The 19,247-nt window shown below is 61.4% G+C and carries 14 protein-coding genes; 6 read left to right on the top strand and 8 right to left on the bottom strand.

Annotated elements, in window-relative coordinates; all coding sequences use genetic code 11:
* Positions 1-428 precede the first annotated feature (428 nt).
* Both AB7I51_RS15030 and AB7I51_RS15025 read left to right on the top strand, forming a co-directional pair.
* The gene (locus AB7I51_RS15030; RefSeq protein ID WP_428405122.1) at positions 429-1,046 is read left to right on the top strand and encodes a LysE family translocator; all 618 of its coding nucleotides are present in this window, start codon (positions 429-431) and stop codon (positions 1,044-1,046) included.
* Positions 1,047-1,160: 114 nt separating this feature from the next.
* Positions 1,161-2,318: an AI-2E family transporter gene (locus AB7I51_RS15025; protein ID WP_428405121.1), complete on the top strand. Its 1,158-nt coding sequence runs from the start codon at positions 1,161-1,163 to the stop codon at positions 2,316-2,318.
* On the opposite strand, the gene mgtA is transcribed toward AB7I51_RS15025, so the two are convergent.
* From mgtA to AB7I51_RS15000, 5 genes are all read right to left on the bottom strand, one after another.
* On the bottom strand, positions 2,313-4,883 hold the full coding sequence (gene mgtA, locus AB7I51_RS15020) for a magnesium-translocating P-type ATPase (RefSeq protein WP_428405120.1): 2,571 nt from the start codon (positions 4,881-4,883) through the stop codon (positions 2,313-2,315). The two genes, AB7I51_RS15025 and mgtA, sit on opposite strands and share 6 nt — an antisense overlap.
* A gap of 167 nt (positions 4,884-5,050) precedes the next feature.
* Positions 5,051-6,277: a DUF2252 family protein gene (locus AB7I51_RS15015; protein ID WP_428405119.1), complete on the bottom strand. Its 1,227-nt coding sequence runs from the start codon at positions 6,275-6,277 to the stop codon at positions 5,051-5,053.
* 316 nt (positions 6,278-6,593) lie between these two features.
* Positions 6,594-8,027: an amino acid permease gene (locus AB7I51_RS15010; protein ID WP_428405118.1), complete on the bottom strand. Its 1,434-nt coding sequence runs from the start codon at positions 8,025-8,027 to the stop codon at positions 6,594-6,596.
* A 129-nt stretch (positions 8,028-8,156) separates the two neighbouring features.
* Positions 8,157-8,495 carry a small metal-binding protein SmbP gene (smbP, locus tag AB7I51_RS15005; protein ID WP_428405125.1) on the bottom strand — a complete coding sequence of 113 codons (339 nt, stop codon included), beginning with the start codon at positions 8,493-8,495 and terminating at the stop codon, positions 8,157-8,159.
* 126 nt (positions 8,496-8,621) lie between these two features.
* Positions 8,622-9,023, bottom strand: coding sequence for a DUF3775 domain-containing protein (locus tag AB7I51_RS15000; RefSeq protein ID WP_428405117.1), 402 nt, complete (start codon positions 9,021-9,023; stop codon positions 8,622-8,624).
* 124 nt (positions 9,024-9,147) lie between these two features.
* Here AB7I51_RS15000 and ald point away from each other — a divergent pair, with 124 nt between their 5' ends.
* On the top strand, positions 9,148-10,278 hold the full coding sequence (ald, locus tag AB7I51_RS14995) for an alanine dehydrogenase (protein WP_428405124.1): 1,131 nt from the start codon (positions 9,148-9,150) through the stop codon (positions 10,276-10,278).
* A 295-nt stretch (positions 10,279-10,573) separates the two neighbouring features.
* Positions 10,574-12,511, top strand: coding sequence for a PHA/PHB synthase family protein (locus AB7I51_RS14990; protein ID WP_428405123.1), 1,938 nt, complete (start codon positions 10,574-10,576; stop codon positions 12,509-12,511).
* Between the two features lie 21 nt (positions 12,512-12,532).
* Here AB7I51_RS14990 and AB7I51_RS14985 read toward each other — a convergent pair whose 3' ends face one another.
* Positions 12,533-13,627 carry a HupE/UreJ family protein gene (locus AB7I51_RS14985; RefSeq protein WP_428405116.1) on the bottom strand — a complete coding sequence of 365 codons (1,095 nt, stop codon included), beginning with the start codon at positions 13,625-13,627 and terminating at the stop codon, positions 12,533-12,535.
* Positions 13,628-13,810: 183 nt separating this feature from the next.
* Here AB7I51_RS14985 and clcA point away from each other — a divergent pair, with 183 nt between their 5' ends.
* Positions 13,811-15,130, top strand: a complete 1,320-nt coding sequence (gene clcA / locus AB7I51_RS14980) for a H(+)/Cl(-) exchange transporter ClcA (protein ID WP_428405115.1) — start codon at positions 13,811-13,813, stop codon at positions 15,128-15,130.
* A 253-nt stretch (positions 15,131-15,383) separates the two neighbouring features.
* The gene (locus AB7I51_RS14975; RefSeq protein WP_428405114.1) at positions 15,384-16,964 is read left to right on the top strand and encodes a GNAT family N-acetyltransferase; all 1,581 of its coding nucleotides are present in this window, start codon (positions 15,384-15,386) and stop codon (positions 16,962-16,964) included.
* 63 nt (positions 16,965-17,027) lie between these two features.
* Here AB7I51_RS14975 and AB7I51_RS14970 read toward each other — a convergent pair whose 3' ends face one another.
* Complete coding sequence (locus AB7I51_RS14970; RefSeq protein ID WP_428405113.1) at positions 17,028-18,647, bottom strand: GMC oxidoreductase; 1,620 nt, start codon at positions 18,645-18,647, stop codon at positions 17,028-17,030.
* A 2-nt stretch (positions 18,648-18,649) separates the two neighbouring features.
* The coding region (locus AB7I51_RS14965; protein WP_428405112.1) for a hypothetical protein at positions 18,650-19,247 on the bottom strand (598 nt) is incomplete at its 5' end.

Below are 19,247 nucleotides of genomic sequence, written 5' to 3'. Positions count from 1 at the left end.
AGCGTCAGATACGGCGCAACCAACGACCATTCTTCATCACTGATATCAGACGGATAAGGCTTGCGAATCGGAACCATCCGATTCCATTAAACCCATCCCTCCCGAAAGTACATAACACCCTCTAGAACGCCCCTCGTCGGGACGAAGTATAGCATAGCCCGCGCGGCTATGTGTTTCGCCGCCATTTCCAACGCTCTGCGCCAGAATCGTCAGCGCGGATCGCAATAATTGGCAACGGCGCGTGAGCGTGAACTTTTCCGCGCCGATCGCGTCGACAGGATTGGACGAGGTTCTAAAAGCGCTTTGTTTTTCGGGCGCCATCCGCCACAGCTTTGCCGAAGCAGTGAGAGTGATTCAATCCGACAATTGACGGCTGGCCTGTTCCGGATTCATCCGCCATTCTCGCCTGGCCAGCCCGGAGACATTCCATGCCGTTCGAAGCCTTTGCGGCCTTTATCGCCGCGACCGTCGCTCTTGCGATCCTGCCGGGACCGAATGTCGCGCTCATCACTGCGAACTCGGTCGCATACGGGCGACGGTTTGGATTGATCACCGTTCTGGGAACCAGTGTTGCGATGGCGCCGCAGCTCGCGTTGACCGTGCTCGGCATGACCGGGGTTCTCACCCTTGCTGGCGAAATGATCGAATGGATTCGTTGGGCAGGCGTTGCTTATCTGGTCTATCTCGGTGTTCAGGCGTGGCGCGCGCCTGTCATCGACCTTAGCAGGGTCCAGCCGCAGCCTCGGTCGGCGCGGTCGATCTTTCTGCGCGGTTTTCTGGTGTCGTCGTCCAATCCCAAGACCCTGCTGTTCTACGGCGCTTTCTTTCCTCAATTCGTGACGCCCGAGGGCGACGTCATGCTGCAGCTTGCAATGTTGTGCCTGTCGTTTCTCATCGTCATGTCGGCGCTGGATTCTTGTTGGGCGATCCTCGCCGATCGGCTTCGGGGGCTTCTGGGGACAAGAGGGCGTTTGCGCAATCATCTGACGGGCGCATTCTATCTTGTCGCGGCGGCGGGTTTGGCGAGCGCCAAACGAACCGCTTAAGTTCGCTTCTCGCTTAGCCACATTCGGGGCCAATCAGGCAAAGCCGTCGTGGGCGGTCGTGACGAGCTTCAAGAACCGCGAAACAATAGCTGCGAAACAATCGAGGAGCGGCGAATGGAGACAGGTCGAGAACTCGCCGGTGCGCAGGCGGACGAAAACGCACGCCGACTGGGCGTTATCGAAGCGCTTTCCTGGCGAGAAACCGTTGCGCGGCTGTTTCTTTCCGCGACGCTCGTCGCACTCGGCCTTTACGTGCTGGAAAATTACCTTCGCGCCTTGGCCTGGGCGCTCGTTCTGGCGGTGGCGCTGTGGCCGATCTACGAACGCGCGCGGCGGCGGGCGCCGCCTTGGGCGGCCAAGGATATTTTGCCGATTGTCTTTACCGCGCTCATTGGCCTCGCGGTCTTTCTTCCGGTCGCGATTCTTGCGGTTGATGCGGTGCGCGAGTTGCGCGACCTCATCGATTACGGTCGAGAAGCAGAAAAATCCGGAATTCCGGCGCCAGATTTCGTCACGCGCCTTCCTTACGTCGGCCAATGGCTCGCGAGTTGGTGGAGCGATCATTTGTCCCATGCCGGATGGGCCAAAGAGATCGTCGCCAAGGTCAACACGTCATGGCTTCGTGAGCTCGGCGCGCATCTCGGCGCCGATGTGCTGCATCGCGCAGTGATCTTTGGCGTATCCCTACTGACTCTGTTGTTTCTGTTTCGTCACGGCGAACATATTTCGGCGCAATGCCGCTCGGCTTCGCGCAAGCTGTTCGGCGACAGAGGCGAGCGCGTCGCCCTCCAAATGGCCGCCTCTGTGCACGGTACGGTAGCCGGACTGGTCTTCGTGGGGATCGGGGAGGGTTTGCTGATGGGCGTCGTCTATTACCTGACCAATCTGCCACACCCGGTTTTGTTCGCTATGGCGACCGCGGTCGCCGCAATGATTCCTTTCGCCGCGGGAATCGCCATTGCCGTCGCGGCCGTGACTTTGCTTGGCGCCGGAGGGATCGCGCCGGCGATGATCGTGGCGTTGGCCGGAACGCTCGTCATCTTCTTAGCGGATCACTTTGTGCGGCCGAGGCTGATCGGCGGCGTGACCAAGCTGCCGTTTCTATGGGTTTTGCTCGGCATCCTTGGCGGCGTCGAACGATTGCAGCTTCTTGGCCTCTTCCTTGGGCCGGCGATCATGGCCCCATTGATGCTTCTGTGGCGCGAGCTCTCAGCTCCTTCTGACGATCGAATCTCCTCCTTCGAACAAGCCGGTCGGTCGGATGAATTATGAACTCGCCTGCGCCGGCGGGGGCGACGGCTTGAACCAGCGATAAAAGCCTATTTTGGCGAGTTGAACGATCGCGAGATAGGCGACCACCATCGCGGCGAGAATCAAATAAAATTCGCCCGGCGGCGGCTCGAATCCGAAATAGGCGGCCAGCGGGCTGAACGGCAGCGATGCGCCGATGATGGCGATCGCGCATGACGTTGCGACGAGGACAGGATTGGCGCGACTCTTAAACGGATTGCCGCGCGTGCGAATGATGAAGATCACCAGGACCTGAGTGGAGAGCGATTCGACGAACCAGCCGGTGTGAAACAATTTCTCATCGGCGTTCAGCACGAACAACAGGACGTAAAAGGTCAGAAAGTCAAAGGCGGAGCTGATCGGACCGATGACCAGCATGAAGTTGCGAATAAAGCTCATGTCGAGAACTTGCGGTCTGCAAACGTCCTCGACGTCGACATCGTCCAAGGGGATCGGCACTTCGGAAAGATCGTAAAGGATGTTGTTGAGAAGAATTTGCGTGGGCAGCATCGGCAAGAAGGGCAACAAGAGCGAGGCGGCCGCCATGCTGAACATGTTGCCGAAATTCGAGCTGGTGCCCATCATGATATATTTCATGACGTTGGCGAAGGTTCGGCGGCCCTCCAACACCCCTTCATGAAGGACGTGCAAATCCTGGTCGAGCAGGATCATGTCGGCCGCTTCCTTGGCGACGTCGACGGCTGAATCGACCGACAGGCCGACATCGGCCGAATGCAGGGACGGCGCGTCATTGATGCCGTCGCCTAAATAGCCGACGACGTGGTCGCGCGCCTTAAGCGCCAGAATGATCCGATCCTTCTGCGAAGGATTGACGCGGCAAAAGAGATTGGTCTGCTCCGCTCTGACATGCAGCGCCGAGTCGTCCATTTCGCTGATCTCTTTGCCGGTCAGCACTCCCTCGACGGCGATATTCAGACTGGCGCAGACATGCTGCGTGACCAATTCGCTGTCGCCGGTCACGATCTTTACCGAAACGCCGCTCGCGGCGAGGGCCGCGAGCGCGGGACCTGCGCTTGCTTTGGGAGGATCAAGAAATCCTGCAAAGCCCTCGAACACCAGCTCAGCCTCGTCGCCGACCTCTGCATGCTGGCGGTCAGGCGGAACGCGTCGCCGGGCGATGCCCAACACCCGAAAGCCGTCCTTTTCGAGGGCGATTCGATTAGCGTTGATCTCGGCAAGCGCCGATGGGTCGAGCGGGCGTTGCCCGCCATTTTGCGAATCTTGATAGAGACTGCAGAGCGCGATGATTTCCTCGGCGGCGCCCTTGACCACCAGTAATCGTTCTCTCTCCTTTTCGACGAGCACCGAGACGCGCCGCCGCTCAAAATCGAACGGAACTTCGTCGATCTTCTTCCATTCATGCACGTCGATGTTTCGGTGCTCGAGGATCGCGTCGTCCAGAGGGCTTCTCAGGCCGGTTTCAAAAAAACTGTTCAGATAAGCGAGTTCGAGAACGCGGTCGCTGGGCCGCCCCGCCGCGTCCACATGACGCTCCAGCCTGATCTTCGCCTCGGTCAATGTGCCGGTCTTGTCGGTGCAGAGAATGTCCATCGATCCCAAATTTTGAATCGCCGACAATCGCTTGACGATGACGCGCCGCTTCGCCATGTGCAGCGCGCCGCGCGACAGGGTGACCGACACCACCATGGGCAACAATTCGGGCGTGAGGCCTACGGCGAGCGCAACGGCAAACAGGAATGATTCGAGCCATGGCTTGTGCAGCGTTACGTTGACCAGGAGGACGAACAACACGAGAAGGATCGTGAGCCGCATGATGAGCAAGCCAAAGCGATGCGTCCCGATCTCGAAGGCCGACGGCGGCGGCTGACGCCTGACGCGTTCCGCGACGGCGCCGATCGCCGTGTCGGCGCCGGTTTTCACCACGCGTATCTTGGCGCTGCCGCTGATCACGCTGGTCCCCATGAACACCGCGTTGGCGGCGTCCTGGATTTCCGTTGCGTCGGCGCCAAGCGGCCCCGGCCGTTTCTCGACGGGATAGGGCTCGCCGGTCAGCAGCGCTTGTTTGACGAAGAGATCGCGCGCTTCCAAAATCAGTCCGTCAGCGGGAATCATGTCGCCGGCCGACAATAGGGCGATGTCCCCCGGGACGACGTCGGCGACGGGCGCCTCGATTTGCCGGCCGTCGCGAATGATCTTGGCGCGCACGGAGACCGACTGACGCAACCATTCCGCGGCTTTTCCGGCGCGACGCTCTTGAATAAAGTCCAGCGTGACGCTGAACAGAACGATCGTCGAAATAATCGTAAAATTGGCGACTTCTCCGGTGAAGGCGGAAATTGCGCTGGCGACGAGCAGCAGAATGACCAGCGGATTCCTGAAGCGCGAAAGAAATTGCAGGAACAAAGGCTGCTGTTGACGAACGTCGAACAAATTGGGGCCAAATTCGGCAAGACGCGCGCGCGCCTCGTCGCTCGTTAAGCCGGTCGTTTCGGTCGCCGTGTCCGCGTCGTCATGCGTGACGACGTTCACCCACCAGGCGGACTCGTCATGCCGGCCCTTCGACATAGCGCCGATCCTCTCGTGCTTCAGAAATCGACGTCGCAACCAGAGGACGGCGATAGGCTCAATGTAGAAGGCCGGGAAGCGATAGAGAATACGAGAAATTTTTAAGCGGGGGCAGGCGAAGCGACAGCAGACTCAGCAAAATGTTTATCGGCGCTGCGGTCTCGCGCTTAGCAAGCGTGTTCGCTTTCTCGCGCGCTCAGCGCATATTTGCGACAATGTTCCAGATATGCCCTTTCGTGTATGCCGAGGAGTTCAACGACCCCCTTCCACAGCCAGGTCGGCGCATCAAGCTGCGACGTGCGATTGCGTTCGAGTTCCGCCAGCCATTGCTTCCTCGACGCCGCATCCAGCTGGCGGCAGTGCGCCTTGCCGACCACCGCGGCAAGATAGGCGGCGATTCTGGTCGCTTCCTGCGCCGTCAACTGCTCGACTTCCACTTTAAGGTCTTGAGGAAGAAGCTCTCTGACAAAAACCGCCTTGCCCAGCAGGGTTGTCGCGCGGACGCGTTTGCCGAGATAGGGCGAAAGATAACGCGCGCCTTCGACAATGCGCTCCGCATGGTTTTGCGGCATTTTCGCGCCTTTTGCGCGTGGCGCTGCGGCGGCCTTCGCCTCTTTGAAATCCATGAGGCAATATTGCTTGTCCGATCGACGATGGCCAACAGACAGTATGGCCGCGTATCTCAGCAGTCCAAGCGAGCTACAGCCTTTCATCCAATATGCGGCGTCCTGCAGCTTGACGACCGCATCGTCATCGCGCGATCCAAGCATGGTCGCCAGGCGTCGAATTTCGTCACTCTGGGTAAGCTGCGTGAGTTGGTTATTTTCCTGTTTAGAAATGGGCCAGAAACGACGCCCTAAGGGAATTTGCGGCTTTGGGCCGTCGATGCGTTCGTTCGCCAAGGTTTTCCACGTCGCGGCGGCCGGCTGACGAATGATAAGCCGGACAGTATCGGGTATCGGGAGGTCGCTTTCTTCGTCGAAATCCGGCGCGAAGGATTTCTCGTAGCCCTCCATCATGGCTTCCAGCATCAGCGCGGTCGTCACGCCGGGAAGGTCAGAGCCGCGCGCCGCAGAAGCGAGCGATAGCGCCAGGCGCAAAAGATCATGCGCCGGATTGCCGATGACGGTCTGGTCGAGATCTCTGATCTGAATTTCGATGGCGCCTCGGTGGTTGGCGACCGGGCCGAGATTTCCAACATGACAATCGCCGCAAATCCATATCGACGGTCCCTCCGGAATCGCGCCAGCTTGGATTTTGTCCAGCCATTCGCAAAACATGACGGTGGAGCCGCGCACATAACGATGCGCCGAGCGCGCCATTTTAAGATTGCGCGTGCTCTCCAGAATCGCCGAGCGCTGTTTGGGTTGGGGATATTTCGCCTTGCTGTGCATGGGGATTGGACGCCTTCGCAGAGCCGCTTTTCATGCAAGATCCGACACGTTTCCGAGTAGTTCAATTACGCAATTGCCGGGCGACGCGCGGCACGCCGCTAAGCGAGGCCGATCAAATCTTACGGCCCCGCCTGCGGCATCGGCCCCCGTCGCCGAACCGCGTTAATAGACAATATGAAACCATGCGAACTGTCCAGAGCGCCATGCGTCTTGCATCATCCGGCGGCGCGGTAGAGCTTCAGGAAGGCGAAGGCGACGACGTTAAACCCCAAGCGCATTTGAGGATAGCGCTCATGTCGCGCTTGCGTAGGTCGCGTCATGTAGAAGCGTCGCGATGATCCGTTGGCGGATTTTCGCGCGCCAGCAGACTCCGCTTTCGCCCATAGAAAAAATAAAGGATGAGGCCGATCGCCATCCAAATTGCGAAACGTTCCCAGGCGATAGCCGGCAGGCGGGATAGAAGCCAAATCGAGAAGCCGACGCCGACGAGCGGCGTGAAGGGAACGAAAGGCGCGCGAAAGCTGCGGCGCGCGTCGGGACGCGTGCGGCGCAGCACGATGATCGCCGAACAGATGACGACGAAGGCCGAGAGCGTGCCGATGTTCACCAGCTCCGCCACTTCCTTGATCGGATAGAGCGCGGCGACGAGCGCGGTCAGCGCGCCGGCGATCAGCGTCGGCCGATAGGGCGTCTGAAAGCGCGGATGGAGCTTGGCGAACCAGGCGGGAAGCAGCCCGTCGCGGCTCATGGCGAACCAGATGCGCGCGCAGGCGAGGAGAAAGGCGAGCATCACGCTGATGATGCCGGCGACCGCCGCAAGCGACACGATGAAAGCGACCCAGCGCAGGCCGAGCGCGGCGAAGGCCGTCGCAACTGGCGCCGGATTGTCGAGCGTGTCGTAACGCACGACGCCGGTGAGCACGAGCGACATCGCGATATAGAGGGTGAGCGCCACGACGAGCGACAGGAGAACCGCGCGTGGCACGTCCCGCTGCGGCGCGCGGGCTTCCTCGGCGGCGGTGGTTAGCGTGTCATAGCCGAACACGGCGAAGAACACGACCGCCGCGCCCTGCGCTACGCCCGAAAAGCCGAAGGGCATGAAGGGCGTCCAGTTCTCGACGCGCACATAAGGAATGCCTGCCGCGATCACCAAGAGCGCGGCGGCGATTTTGATGACGACCATCGCCGTGTTGAAGCGGGCGCCGAGTTCGATGCGCAGCGTTAGGAGGCCTGCGACGCCTAGCGCGCCGAGCGCGGCGAAGAGATCGACGACGCGGTCGGGGCCCGTTCCCGATGCGCCGCTCGCCCATTCTGGGAGAGCGAGGCCGAATTGCGCGAGGAGCGCCTGCAGATAGGCCGACCAGCCGATCGCCACAACGGCGACGACGAGCGCATATTCGAGCAAAAGGTCCCAGCCGATGATCCAGGCGGCGAGTTCGCCAAGCACGGCGTAGGCATATGTGTAGGCGCTGCCGGCGACGGGAATCATGCCGGCGAATTCGGCGTAGGAGAGCGCCGCTGCGGCGCTGGCGACGCCGGCGATCAGGAAGGAGAGGGCGACGCCCGGCCCCGCCTGAGTCGCCGCGACGACGCCGGTCAATACGAAAATGCCGACGCCGATCAGTCCGCCAAGGCCGATTCCGGTGAGCTGCCAAACGCCGAGCACGCGACGGAAACCGCCCGGCCGGTCGGCTTCGGCTTGTAGCGACTCGATCGATTTGGCGCGCAGCAGCGAGGAGGAAAGCTTCATCAATGGTCCATCGGCGGATGCGGCGCCATGATGTCCATAAGCGATCCGCGCGCCGCTGTCATGACGGCGCGATCACAAAAAAGAGCGGCCGTCAAAGACCGCTCTTTCATCTCGTCGAAGGCGACGCTTCTATTTCTGCGCGGCCTCGAGATGAGTCAGTGCTTCTTCGGCATGTTTGGTCGCGACGTCGGCATGTTTCTGCTTGCCGTGATCAATCGCTGCTTCAAGGTGCGTTATGCCCTGTTTGGTATGCTCATTGGCTTTCTCGGCCTCAGCCGCCTTTGCGTGCTTCAGCGCCTCTTCCGCATGAGTCGTCAGCGCATCGGCCTTTCCCGCCTTGCCTTCGCTGATCGCCTGTTTGGTGTGGGTGATGGCCTCAGCCAGATGATCTTCCGCGTGGGCCAGTCGCGGAGCGAAAAAAGCGGCGATGGATAGAGCCAGCGCTGTTGCAAAGATTCTGCGATTCATGGGCATCTCCTCAATGCTTCGCCGCATGAGGGTAAATATGGTCGCTTTCGCCGCCGTATCTAGGTTCTGTCCGGCATTGCTTCGTCTCGTCGCAGGGGCCGCTCTGCCCTCCGCTTCACGACGCGCTCATTGCCGGTCGGCGGCATAAAGCTCGCAGCTTTCGCCAAATTCGGCGAGCCCGCCCTCGAGAAATGAAGCAAGCAGCGGAACGCCGAGCAGATAGGCTGATGTCGGGCCTTCATGCCGCGCTCGCGCCTGCGCCACGGCCTCGTTCCATTCGCTCTCGGCGAAGTCGCCGCGTCCCACCCACATCAACGCGACGAGCTCGATCTGTTCGTCGATGTCCATGGAGTCGATAAAGGAGGAAATCTCGTCGCGCGTGCTGGCGAAAGCCTCCTCGGTCAGCACGCTGACAAAACCGTCGTCCGTGGCGTTCGAAGCGTCAGCCTCGACGCCTTCGTCTTCGCTTTCAAGCTCACGCGCCTTGACGACGACGAAACAGACTTTGTCCGTATTGATGGTCGGCATTTCTTCTCCTCCCGTTTTTAAAAGTTGCTTGAGCTTTGCTCTTGTCGCGCAAGACGTCCATTTGCATATATTCCTCCACGGCGAGATTTTTACCGAGGTCGCCGCCGCTATTTTGGAGTCGGAAATGCGTGTCGGCGCGCCGAGAGAGACGAAAGACAATGAATATCGCGTGGGACTGACGCCGTCTTCTGTCGCTGAACTCGTCCACGCGGGACATGAGGTCTTCATCGAACGCGGCGCCGGCGAAGGCGCCGATCTGTCCGATTCGGATTACGTCGCCGGGGGCGCGAGGCTCGTCGACGGTCCTGAAGCGCTCTTTGCCGCATCGCAACTGATTGTGAAGGTGAAGGAGCCGCAGCGGCGCGAAATCGCCTATCTGCGCCCCGACCATGCGCTGTTCGCCTATTTCCATCTCGCCGCGGACGTTGAACTCACGCGCGCGCTGATGGCGAGCGGCGCCCATTGCATCGCCTATGAGACGGTCACCGCGCCGGGCGGCGGACTGCCGTTGCTCGCGCCAATGTCGGAAATCGCCGGGCGTCTCGCCACGCAAGTCGGCGCACATTTTCTTGAAAAGCAGGCGGGCGGCCGCGGCGTGTTGCTCGCCGGCGCGCCGGGCGCGCCGCCTGCCGACGTTCTCATCCTCGGCGCCGGAAGCGTCGGCGTGCAGGCGGCGGCGATCGCGCTCGGCATGGGCGCGAGCGTGCTTGTCGCCGACCGCAACCCCGACGCGCTCCGGCGGCTCGAGACGCGTTTCGGCTTCGCGGCCCGCACCATTTATTCGACCCGTGCGGCGATCGCCGAGTCGGCGAAGCGCGCCGATCTCGTCATCTGTGCGGCGCTCACGCCGGGCGCCAGGGCGCCGATCCTGATCACGCGCGACATGCTCGCGACGATGAAGCGCGGCGCGGTGATCGTCGACGTCGCGATCGACCAGGGCGGCTGCTGCGAGACATCGCGGCCGACCAGCCATTCCGACCCGGTCTATGTCGTCGACGGCGTCGTGCATTACTGCGTCACCAACATGCCCGGAATCGCCCCGCGCACCTCGACTTTCGCGCTCAACAACGCCACGCTGCCTTTCGTGCTGGCGCTCGCCAACAAGGGCTGGCGGCGCGCGGTGGAGGAGGATCCCCATCTTCGGGCGGGACTGGAGATTTCCGGCGGGCGGATACTTTCCGCGCCTGTCGCCGCCGCGCATGGCCTGCCATCGTCTTCGAACCTCGCCCTATTGGATAGCGCCGGGGTCGCGTAGCGCCATCCCCGGCCTCCATTCGCCCGCCTGCGACCATTTCGCCTACCTGCTTCGCAGACGCGTTGCGGCGCGGCAGCATCAATATTGCATTGTAATATTTAGAGCTTATGTCCCGAGACGCCGCTGCTGCCGGCTTGGCCGGTAGAGCTTTTCTCATCGACGGGCAATTGTTAGACGAGTAAGAGCCGACGATGCGGCGCGGCGGCTCCTCATTTGGACACAGGCGGTTTAGGGCATGAGCGCGACTGAGGACCAGGACCCCGCGGCCAGCCGAACGGGACGCGGTCCAGGGGAAATGGACACTACGCGCGCTAAGGCGAAGCCGCCAAAGAAGGCGCCACGCAAAGCCAGGAAAAAGCCTGCGGCGGAGCCGCCTGCGCCCGTAAGCGTTCCCGCGCCCATTGTCCGCCCTGCGAAGCCTGATGGCGCGGGCGCGCCATTGCCTGCCAATATCGAGGCCTTTGGCCGTCTCGATTTCGATGCGCTCGCCGAAAACATGGCGCAGCTCGTCGACCAGGGGCGCAAGGCGCTTGCCGCGGCGATCGGCGGCGCCAATCCCGAGGAAGCGCGCAGCGAACTCGCCGCGAGCGTCGCCGACGCCACCAAGACGCTCGGCGCCGTCGCCGAATGGTGGCTGTCGAAGCCCGAACGCGCCGCGGTGGCCCAGGCCGATCTTTACAGCGGATTGAGCACCATTTGGCAGCAGACGATGCGCCGCTACAGCGGGGAGGATGTCCCCCCGATCGTCCCGTCCGATCTCACCGACAAGCGATTCGCCGCGCCGGAATGGAAAGAGAACCCGTTTTTCGATTGGCTGCGGCAATCCTATCTGCTGACGGCGCGCTGGGCCGGCGAGATGGTGGAGAAGGCCGAAGGCCTCGACCCGCAGACCAAGGCGCGGGCCGCGTTTTATGCGCGGCTGATCTCGAGCGCGGTCTCGCCATCGAATTTCGTGCCGACCAATCCCGAACTCTTGCGCGCGACAATCGACGCCAAGGGCGAGAATCTTGTCCGTGGCCTGAAGATGCTCGCGGAGGATATTTCGGCAGGCGGCGGCGTGCTGAAGATTCGTCAGAGTGCAGCTCAAAAATTCGAGCTTGGCGTCGATCTGGCGAATACGCCGGGCAAGGTGATCTGGCGCAACGACGTGATGGAGCTCATCCAATATGAGCCGACAACGGCGGAGGTTTATGCGCGGCCGCTGCTCATCACGCCGCCCTGGATCAACAAATTCTATGTGCTCGATCTCAACGCCGAAAAAAGCTTCGTGCGCTGGGCGGTCGAGCAGGGCTTCACCGTCTTCATCATCTCATGGGTTAATCCCGACGAGACCAAGGCCACGAAGGGCTTCGAGGCCTATATGCACGAAGGCGTGCTGACCGCGCTCGACGTGATCGAGAAGGCGACCGGCGAGCGCAAGGTCACGGCGGCCGGCTATTGCGTCGGCGGCACGCTGCTCGCGCTGACGCTCGCCTATATGGCGGCGACCGGCGACGATCGCATCGACAGCGTGACCTTCTTTGCGACGCAGGTCGATTTTTCGGACGCCGGCGATCTGCAGATTTTCGTCGACGAGGCGCGCCTTGCGGCGCTCGACGAAAGCATGGCGCGCACCGGCTATCTCGAAGGCGTCAAGATGGCCAACGCCTTCAACATGCTGCGGCCGAACGAACTCATCTGGAGTTATGTCGTCAACAATTACATGAAGGGCGTCGAGCCGGCGGCGTTCGATCTCCTCTATTGGAATTCCGACTCGACGCGCATTCCGCGCGCCAATCACTCCTTCTATCTTCGCGGCTGCTATCTCGAAAATCGTCTGGCGCGCGGCGAGATGGTCATTGACGGCGTGCGGGTCAATCTGCGTCAGGTTAACATCCCGGTCTTTGAGATCGCGCCGAAGGAAGACCATATCGCGCCGGCGCAATCGGTGTTTCGCGGCGCGAAATTTTTCGGCGGCGAGGTAACCTTTGTATTGGCCGGCTCGGGCCATATCGCGGGGATCATCAACCCGCCGTCCAAAAACAAATATCAATATTGGACGGGCGGTCCCGCGAAGGGCGCTTTTGAGGACTGGATCGGGAAGGCCAAGGAGACGAAGGGCTCCTGGTGGCCGTATTGGCTCGCCTGGGTGACGGCGCAGGCCCCAATGAAGGTCCCCGCGCGCCAGCCCGGCGGCGGCAAGCTCAAGCTCATCTGCGACGCGCCGGGCGAATATGTGCGGGTAAGGGGATAGGAGGGAGCGGCCCACGCCGCCTCACCCTGGAAGCACCCCCATTCGCTCCAGCAGCCAATAGAGACCCGCGACCGCAATCAGCGCCGAAATGACGTAGACGAGTTTCTCGCTGCGCTTGCCGCCCGTTTGCTTGTCGACGAAGAACAGCAGCGGCATCACCGCGAAGACGATGGCGATCTGGCCAAGCTCGACGCCAATGTTGAAGGCGGCGAGCGCCGGCACGACGCCGCCCTGCGGCACGCCCATTTCGGTAAGCGCCGAGGCGAAGCCGAAGCCGTGGATGAAGCCGAAGAAGAAGGTGTTCCGCCAGCGGTTGTCGACGTCGCGCGAGAAGAAATTCTCCACCGCGACGAAAATGATCGAGGCGGCGATCAGCGCCTCGACCAGCGTCGAGGGCAGCGTGAAGATGTTGAGCGCCGCGAGCGACAGCGTGATCGAATGCGAAATGGTGAAGGCGGTGACGATCTTGACCACCGGCCAGATGCGCGTGGCCCACAGAATGAGCGCGAACAGGAAGCACAGATGATCATAGCCGGTGACGATATGTTCGACGCCGGCCTTCAGAAACTTCCACATCAGCTGCGCCGTCGTTTCCATCGGCTTTGACAGATCGAGCGGCGGATCGTCCGGGTAGAGCATGGTCTGGCCGGCGTTCTCGGTTCCCTCGAGCGTGACGAGATGCTTGCCCTTTGCGCCTTGCGCGGCGAGGAGCTTCGTCGCGTCATAGAAAAGCGCGCCGTCGGTTGCGCCACAGTCGAAGTGCATGACGATGAGTGCGCTGTCTTGATTCTCCGGGTCTTCGCCGGATTTCACGACGCTGGCGATGCAGGCGCGGCCGGTTCCATCGCGCATCGCCACCCGTTTTTCGACGAATTTGCCGATTTCGTCTTCGAGCGCGCCGGCAGGAGAAAGGTCGACGCCAGCGCGTTCGCTCATCGTGTCCTGAAACATCCGTTCGAGGTCGGTGGCGAGAAAGCCGACATCGACGACGAAGACGCGATTGTCCTTCGGGACGATCTTACCTGTTGAAATGTCGGGGGTATGCGCCAGGGCCGGGCTCGCAAAGCCGACGCAAAACAAGATTACGGCGGCGATTGTCCTGAATATCCCGGTCATACGCGCTCCCTTCGTTTCGTTGGCGCGCACCATGCCAAAGGAGGCTGCTTCGGACAAGACAGCGCAAGCGCGAGCATTAGCCCGCTTGCGGCGCTCCGGAGGCGCAGGAGCGCGCTCCCGACTGTTATTGTGCTATGGCTGCGCCGTGGCGCTCCCGCCCCCACAGACTGAACCGCTGAGACAATGCTTGATCGCGACCTCTATGAGGCCCGCTCGACGGCCTTGACGTCTTCGGAGGGCGGGCTGACCGCTCTCGCGATACTGGCGCTCCTGGTGGGCGCCGTAGCGGGTCTTGTCTGCGCGCTATTCCGGCTCCTGCTCATGCGCGCTGACGACCTTCGCGCCGTGGCCGTCAATTGGGCGCACGGCCACTCCACGGTGGGATTCGTTCTGCTGGTTGGCGCTTGCGCCGCGGCCGCAGCCGTCGCCACCTGGCTGGTGCAGCGGTTTTCGCCCCACGCGTCGGGGAGCGGCATTCCGCATGTCGAAGCGGTCTTGCGCGGCGAAGCGGCGCCGGCGCCTTTTAGGCTCCTGCCGGTGAAATTCATTGGCGGGATCCTTGCGATCGGCTCGGGCCTCGCGCTTGGCCGCGAAGGCCCCAGCGTGCAGATGGGCGCGGTGATCGGCCAGCTCTTCGGCGGCGCCTTCCGCCGCTGTTGGGCGGATTGCCGCGTTCTGCTGGCGGCCGGCGCGGGCGCGGGCCTCGCCACGGCGTTCGATGCGCCGATGGCCGGAGCGGTTTTCGTCCTGGAAGAGCTGGTTCAAAAATTCGAGCACAGAATAGCCATCGCCGCGCTGGCCTCGTCATCGACGGCGATCGCCGTCGCTCATCTTATTCTTGGCGACGCGCCGGATTTTCATCTGCCGGATTTGGCATATCCCGCGCCCTCCGTCGGCCCTTTGTTCTTCATTCTCGGCGTGCTTTGCGGGGCCGTTGCGGTCGCCTACAACAGAGCGCTGCTCGCGACTCTGGCGGCGGTGGACCTCGTGCGCGGCCTGCCGGCGGAGACATGCGCCGCAGCGATCGGCGCGGCGACCGGCGTAATCGCCTGGTTCGGGCCTGAATGCGTCGGCGGCGGAGACAATCTCACGCAGAATGCGCTGCTTGGCTCGCCAAGTCTTTTCGTTCTGCCGTTTCTCTTTCAACTGAGGTTTTGGTTCGGCGCATTGTCCTATGCGGCAGGCACGCCGGGCGGTCTTTTCGCGCCGCTGCTGACGTTAGGCGCTCAATTGGGATTGCTCTTCGGCGCCCTTTGCGGGGCGGCGTTTCCGGATCTGCCCATTCAGCCGCAGGCTTTCGCGGTCGTCGGGATGGCCGCGTTCTTCGCGGGCGTCGTGCGCGCGCCGCTCACCGGGCTCGTGCTGGCGACGGAAATGACCGGCAGCGCGCTCCTTCTGCTGCCGATGCTGGCGGCCTGTTTCACGGCCATGCTCATTCCGACGCTGATGAGCGACGCGCCGATCTATGACGCCTTGCGCGGCCGTCTTAGGGGATCGTCTTAAGAGGCCGGGCAGGCGGGGGAGGGCCGACTTCACGCCGACAATTGTGGGGCGAACCCGGCGCTCGCGGCGGCGTTCTCGGTCGGCTCTCCGACGAGCCGCTCTGATAAAAAATCTTGCTTGGCCGGCGTGCGCCGATCGCCCATTCGGCGCCAAAGGCTTTGCGCGCGGTTGTGCAATCTCTTCCTTGCGGCGGCCCCTTTCGATAGAAGTGTCGGGTAAAATTTGAGTTTCTCGACGAAAGCGAGCGTATCGGGTGTCAACAAGATTGGGAACAAAATCGAAGACGCTCAAATCCCAGGAGCAGCTCATCATCCGTCGCGCGAACAGTCGGGATGTCCCCGACATCATCGCCATGATGAAACGCGCCTATCCATCGCTTCCTGTCTACACGCGCGGGAATTTGCTGGGACAGATCACGGCTTTTCCGGAAGGCCAATTCTTGGCCGAGTATGAAGGACGCGTCGTCGGTTACGCCGCGACCTTCCGCATTGACGAAGCGACCGCGCTGAAGCCGCACAATTGGGCGGAAATTACCGGCGGCGGCTATGCCTCCCGCCATGACGCCACCGGCCCTTGGCTCTACGGCATGGAGGTTTGCGTCGACCCGGACTGGCGCGGTTTGCGCATTGGCCAGCGGCTTTACGAGGCGCGAAAGCGGCTCGCCGAAGAATTAGAGCTCAAGGGAATTGTTTTCGGCGGTCGACTGCCGGGACTGGCGCGTAAAATCAAGGAATTCAAGACGCCGGAGGCCTATCTCGAAGCTGTCAAGACTCAGAAGGTCCGCGATCAGGTCGCCACTTTTCAAATCGGCAACGGCTTTGAGCCTATCGGCGTTCTCAAAGGCTACCTGCCCAGCGATCATGAGAGTCTCGGCTACGCCGCCCACATGGTTTGGCGCAACCCCTATGTCGACCAGGAGGGGACGCCAAAGACAAGCGCGATTCGTCCGAAAGACTGGGTGCGCGTGGCCACTGTTCAGTTTCAGCAGCGAGCGGTGAAAAGCTTTGAAGAGTTTCTGGCGAATATCGAATATTTCGTCGACGTCGTTTCCGACTACAAATCGGACTTTGTCGTCTTTCCGGAGCTGTTCACGCTGCAGCTTTTGGCGCTGGAAAAAAAACGTCTTGGCCCGGTCGAAGCGATCGAAGCGCTGACTCGGCGGACGGAGCCCTTCGTCGCGGCGCTGCGACAGATGGCGCTATCGTACAACATCAACATCATCGGCGGTTCGCATCCCACCCGCGTCGCGGACGGCGACATCCGCAACGTCGCCTATGTTTTCTTGCGTGACGGGGCCGTGCACGCACAGGAGAAAATTCATCCCACGCCGAACGAGCGCAACTGGTGGAACATAAGGGGCGGCCAGGAGATTCGCGCCATCGACACCGACTGCGGGCCGATCGGCGTGCTCGTCTGCTACGATTCGGAATTTCCCGAACTCGCCCGGCTTCTGGCCGACGAAGGCGCAAAGCTGCTTTTCGTGCCGTTCTGCACCGACAATCGTCAAGGCTATCTCCGGGTGAGATACTGCAGCCAAGCGCGCGCCATCGAAAACCAATGCTATGTCGTTCTCTCGGGCAATGTCGGCAATTTGCCGGGCGTCGAGAACATGGACGTGCAATACGCCCAGTCCTGCATTCTCACGCCTTGCGACTTCCCGTTCGCGCGCGACGGCGTGGCGGCGGAAACCACTGAAAATGTCGAGACCATCGCCGTCGCCGATCTCGATCTCTCCGATCTTGCCTGGGCCCGGCGGGAAGGCACCGTCCGCAATCTGCGTGACAGGCGTTTCGACCTTTACCGGCTCGTCCGACACGACGAAACGAAATCGTGAAGTTTCGACCTAACGGGAGGTGATGCAAGCTTGTTGGCTCACGCCAACCTCGCCGCTAGCCGGTCAGCGAGGGCCATAATGGTGAGTGTTGGGTTTTTTTCGCTGAGGTCCGGCATCACTCCGCCGTCGCACAAAAAAAAGGTTGGGATGATCGAAAGTGCGGCAGCTTCCGTCGACGACGCCATCGCGCGCGCCGGCCGCCATACGGCATGTGCCGGCGTAGTGGATGGCGTTGCCAGGTAAGCTGTCGGGAGAGGTAGTCACACCGATCGCAGATGCGGAGCGCAGAATCCTTCTCCCCCATAGCTGCATCGCCTGCTGCATCTGAAGATCTTCCTCGCTCCAACGATAATCTACATCCAGTTGCGGAACGCCATGGACATCGCGCCGATCGCTTCTGTGCAACCGATTGTTAAAACTGATAGTGGGCTTACCCATGAAGAACAGGCCGACATATGTGGGGAAGAGCCAGCGAGCGACGACGTCTTTCACTCGCGCTGGCAAGTCCTGCATGCCGTCGAGATAAAATGGCAGCCACGGTGGAGTGTGGCCGCATTGAATCTGGAAGCCCCCGCGAAACTCGCCACCGCCGAACAGGAAACGCGGAATTAGAAGGTGATCGCCGACACCGGGGGGATCTGCGGCCTTGCGGCCACCAAGCCGCCATAGCGAGCCAGAGACCGCCGCACGTACATGATCCTGAAGGCAACAACCAACCAAGCCCGAGGAGTTGGCAAGCCCTGCAGGCCAAGCATCATCATACGAGTTTAATAGGAGTCTTGCAGTCTCTAACGAGCCTGCGGACACTACGAAGTTGTCAGCCAGGACTTCAAATTGTTCGCGTGTACTGGTGTTAAGGCATTCGGCGGCCTCGATGCGTGGTGAATTCATCGCGCGGCGGAGGCGAATGACCTTGGCTTCGTAGATGATCCGGTAATTTGGCCGCTCCATAATGCGAGGTAGCAGTCGGCTCGAGAATTTATAAATGCTCCCATAGCGGCAGCCGTGCACACAGTGACCGCACTGCACGCAGGCGTTGGCTTCATCCGCGCGAGTCTCGATCGCTTTGCGAGTAGGGATCGCCTTGATCGGAATCTCGCGCATACCTTGCACTGCCGACTGCAACGCCAAATCGACCGAGCGTAGCGGGAGCGGCGGCAAAAACGCGCCGTCGGGAAGTTCTGAAAGCCCTTCGCGCGTGCCGCACACGCCGATTAACCGTTCGACCGCGTCATAGTGTGGCGCAAGATCCTCATAGTCGATGGGCCAATTGAGCTCGCCTTCCCCCCAATCGCGGGCGCGAAAGTCGCGTGGCGCCATACGCAGCGAAACGCCAGCCCAGAGATTCTGCTTCCCGTTAAGGCGGAAGATTTGACGGTTGCGAAAAACGGCAGCCGCCTGTGGGGTGGTCGAGGTGAAGTCGGCTGACGCATAGAGTCGACGCGCCTGAGCGTTCGACTCGAAGTATAAGTCAGTTGGCGGCGTACTCCATGACCGCTCTGGCGCAATGCCGAAATACTCATCCTGCGAAGGACGCAGGCCGTTCGTGAAGTAGTCGTCGGTAATTGCGGCGCCCTGCTCAAGAGATAGCACCTCGCGTCCTGCGCTAGCTAGACGATAGGCCAAAATACCGCCGGCGGCGCCAGTGCCAATGATGCATATGTTAGTTCGCTGCTGACGCATGTTTAGCTCACTCGCGCAAGGAAATCGTCAGAGGCGTAGTAGCAATAGTCGAGCAGGCTACTCAGTTTGGCGAGCGCCGATTGGGGGCGTTGACCCGTCCAGTGGAAGCGCCCGCGCGCTGGATCGTAACGCCCAAGGGCCAGCGCTTCTTCGAGTGCTGCGGCCAGCTCGCGATTCTGACGGCAGGCGGCCAAAATGCTCGCTAGCCGCGGCAAGAGATGCATTCGGTGGATATGACGATTCGCCAGTTCCCCAATTAATTGCAGAGAACGTTGGTTCTCGTCCGTCATGTCCTCAACATAACGGAATTCGATTGACAACAGCTCGCGGCGCACGAGATCCGCGATTGTGTCGCGTACGGTATGCGCCAGCGGGCGGCGGCGATAACTCAGTTCGCGTGCTGCGCGATTCGAATCGCCCCAGTAAAAAAGCGGTAGGGATCGCGCAAACTTACGGTGCACCGGGTTGCGCCAGGGGGATGTCCCGTTCGCTGTTGAAAAGCGTGAAGCGGCCCGCTGCGTGACGAATCTTATGCGGCCTCGGCGGTTTGAACAAGGTGCGCCGCTGACGCTGGCTTTGCGTTTCGCTGCACCAGAGCGG

Source organism: Methylocystis sp. (assembly GCF_050246715.1).
Taxonomy (GTDB): Bacteria; Pseudomonadota; Alphaproteobacteria; order Rhizobiales; family Beijerinckiaceae; genus Methylocystis.
Note: the sequence above shows the minus strand (reverse complement) of the source record. Positions and strands in the feature narration are given on the sequence as shown.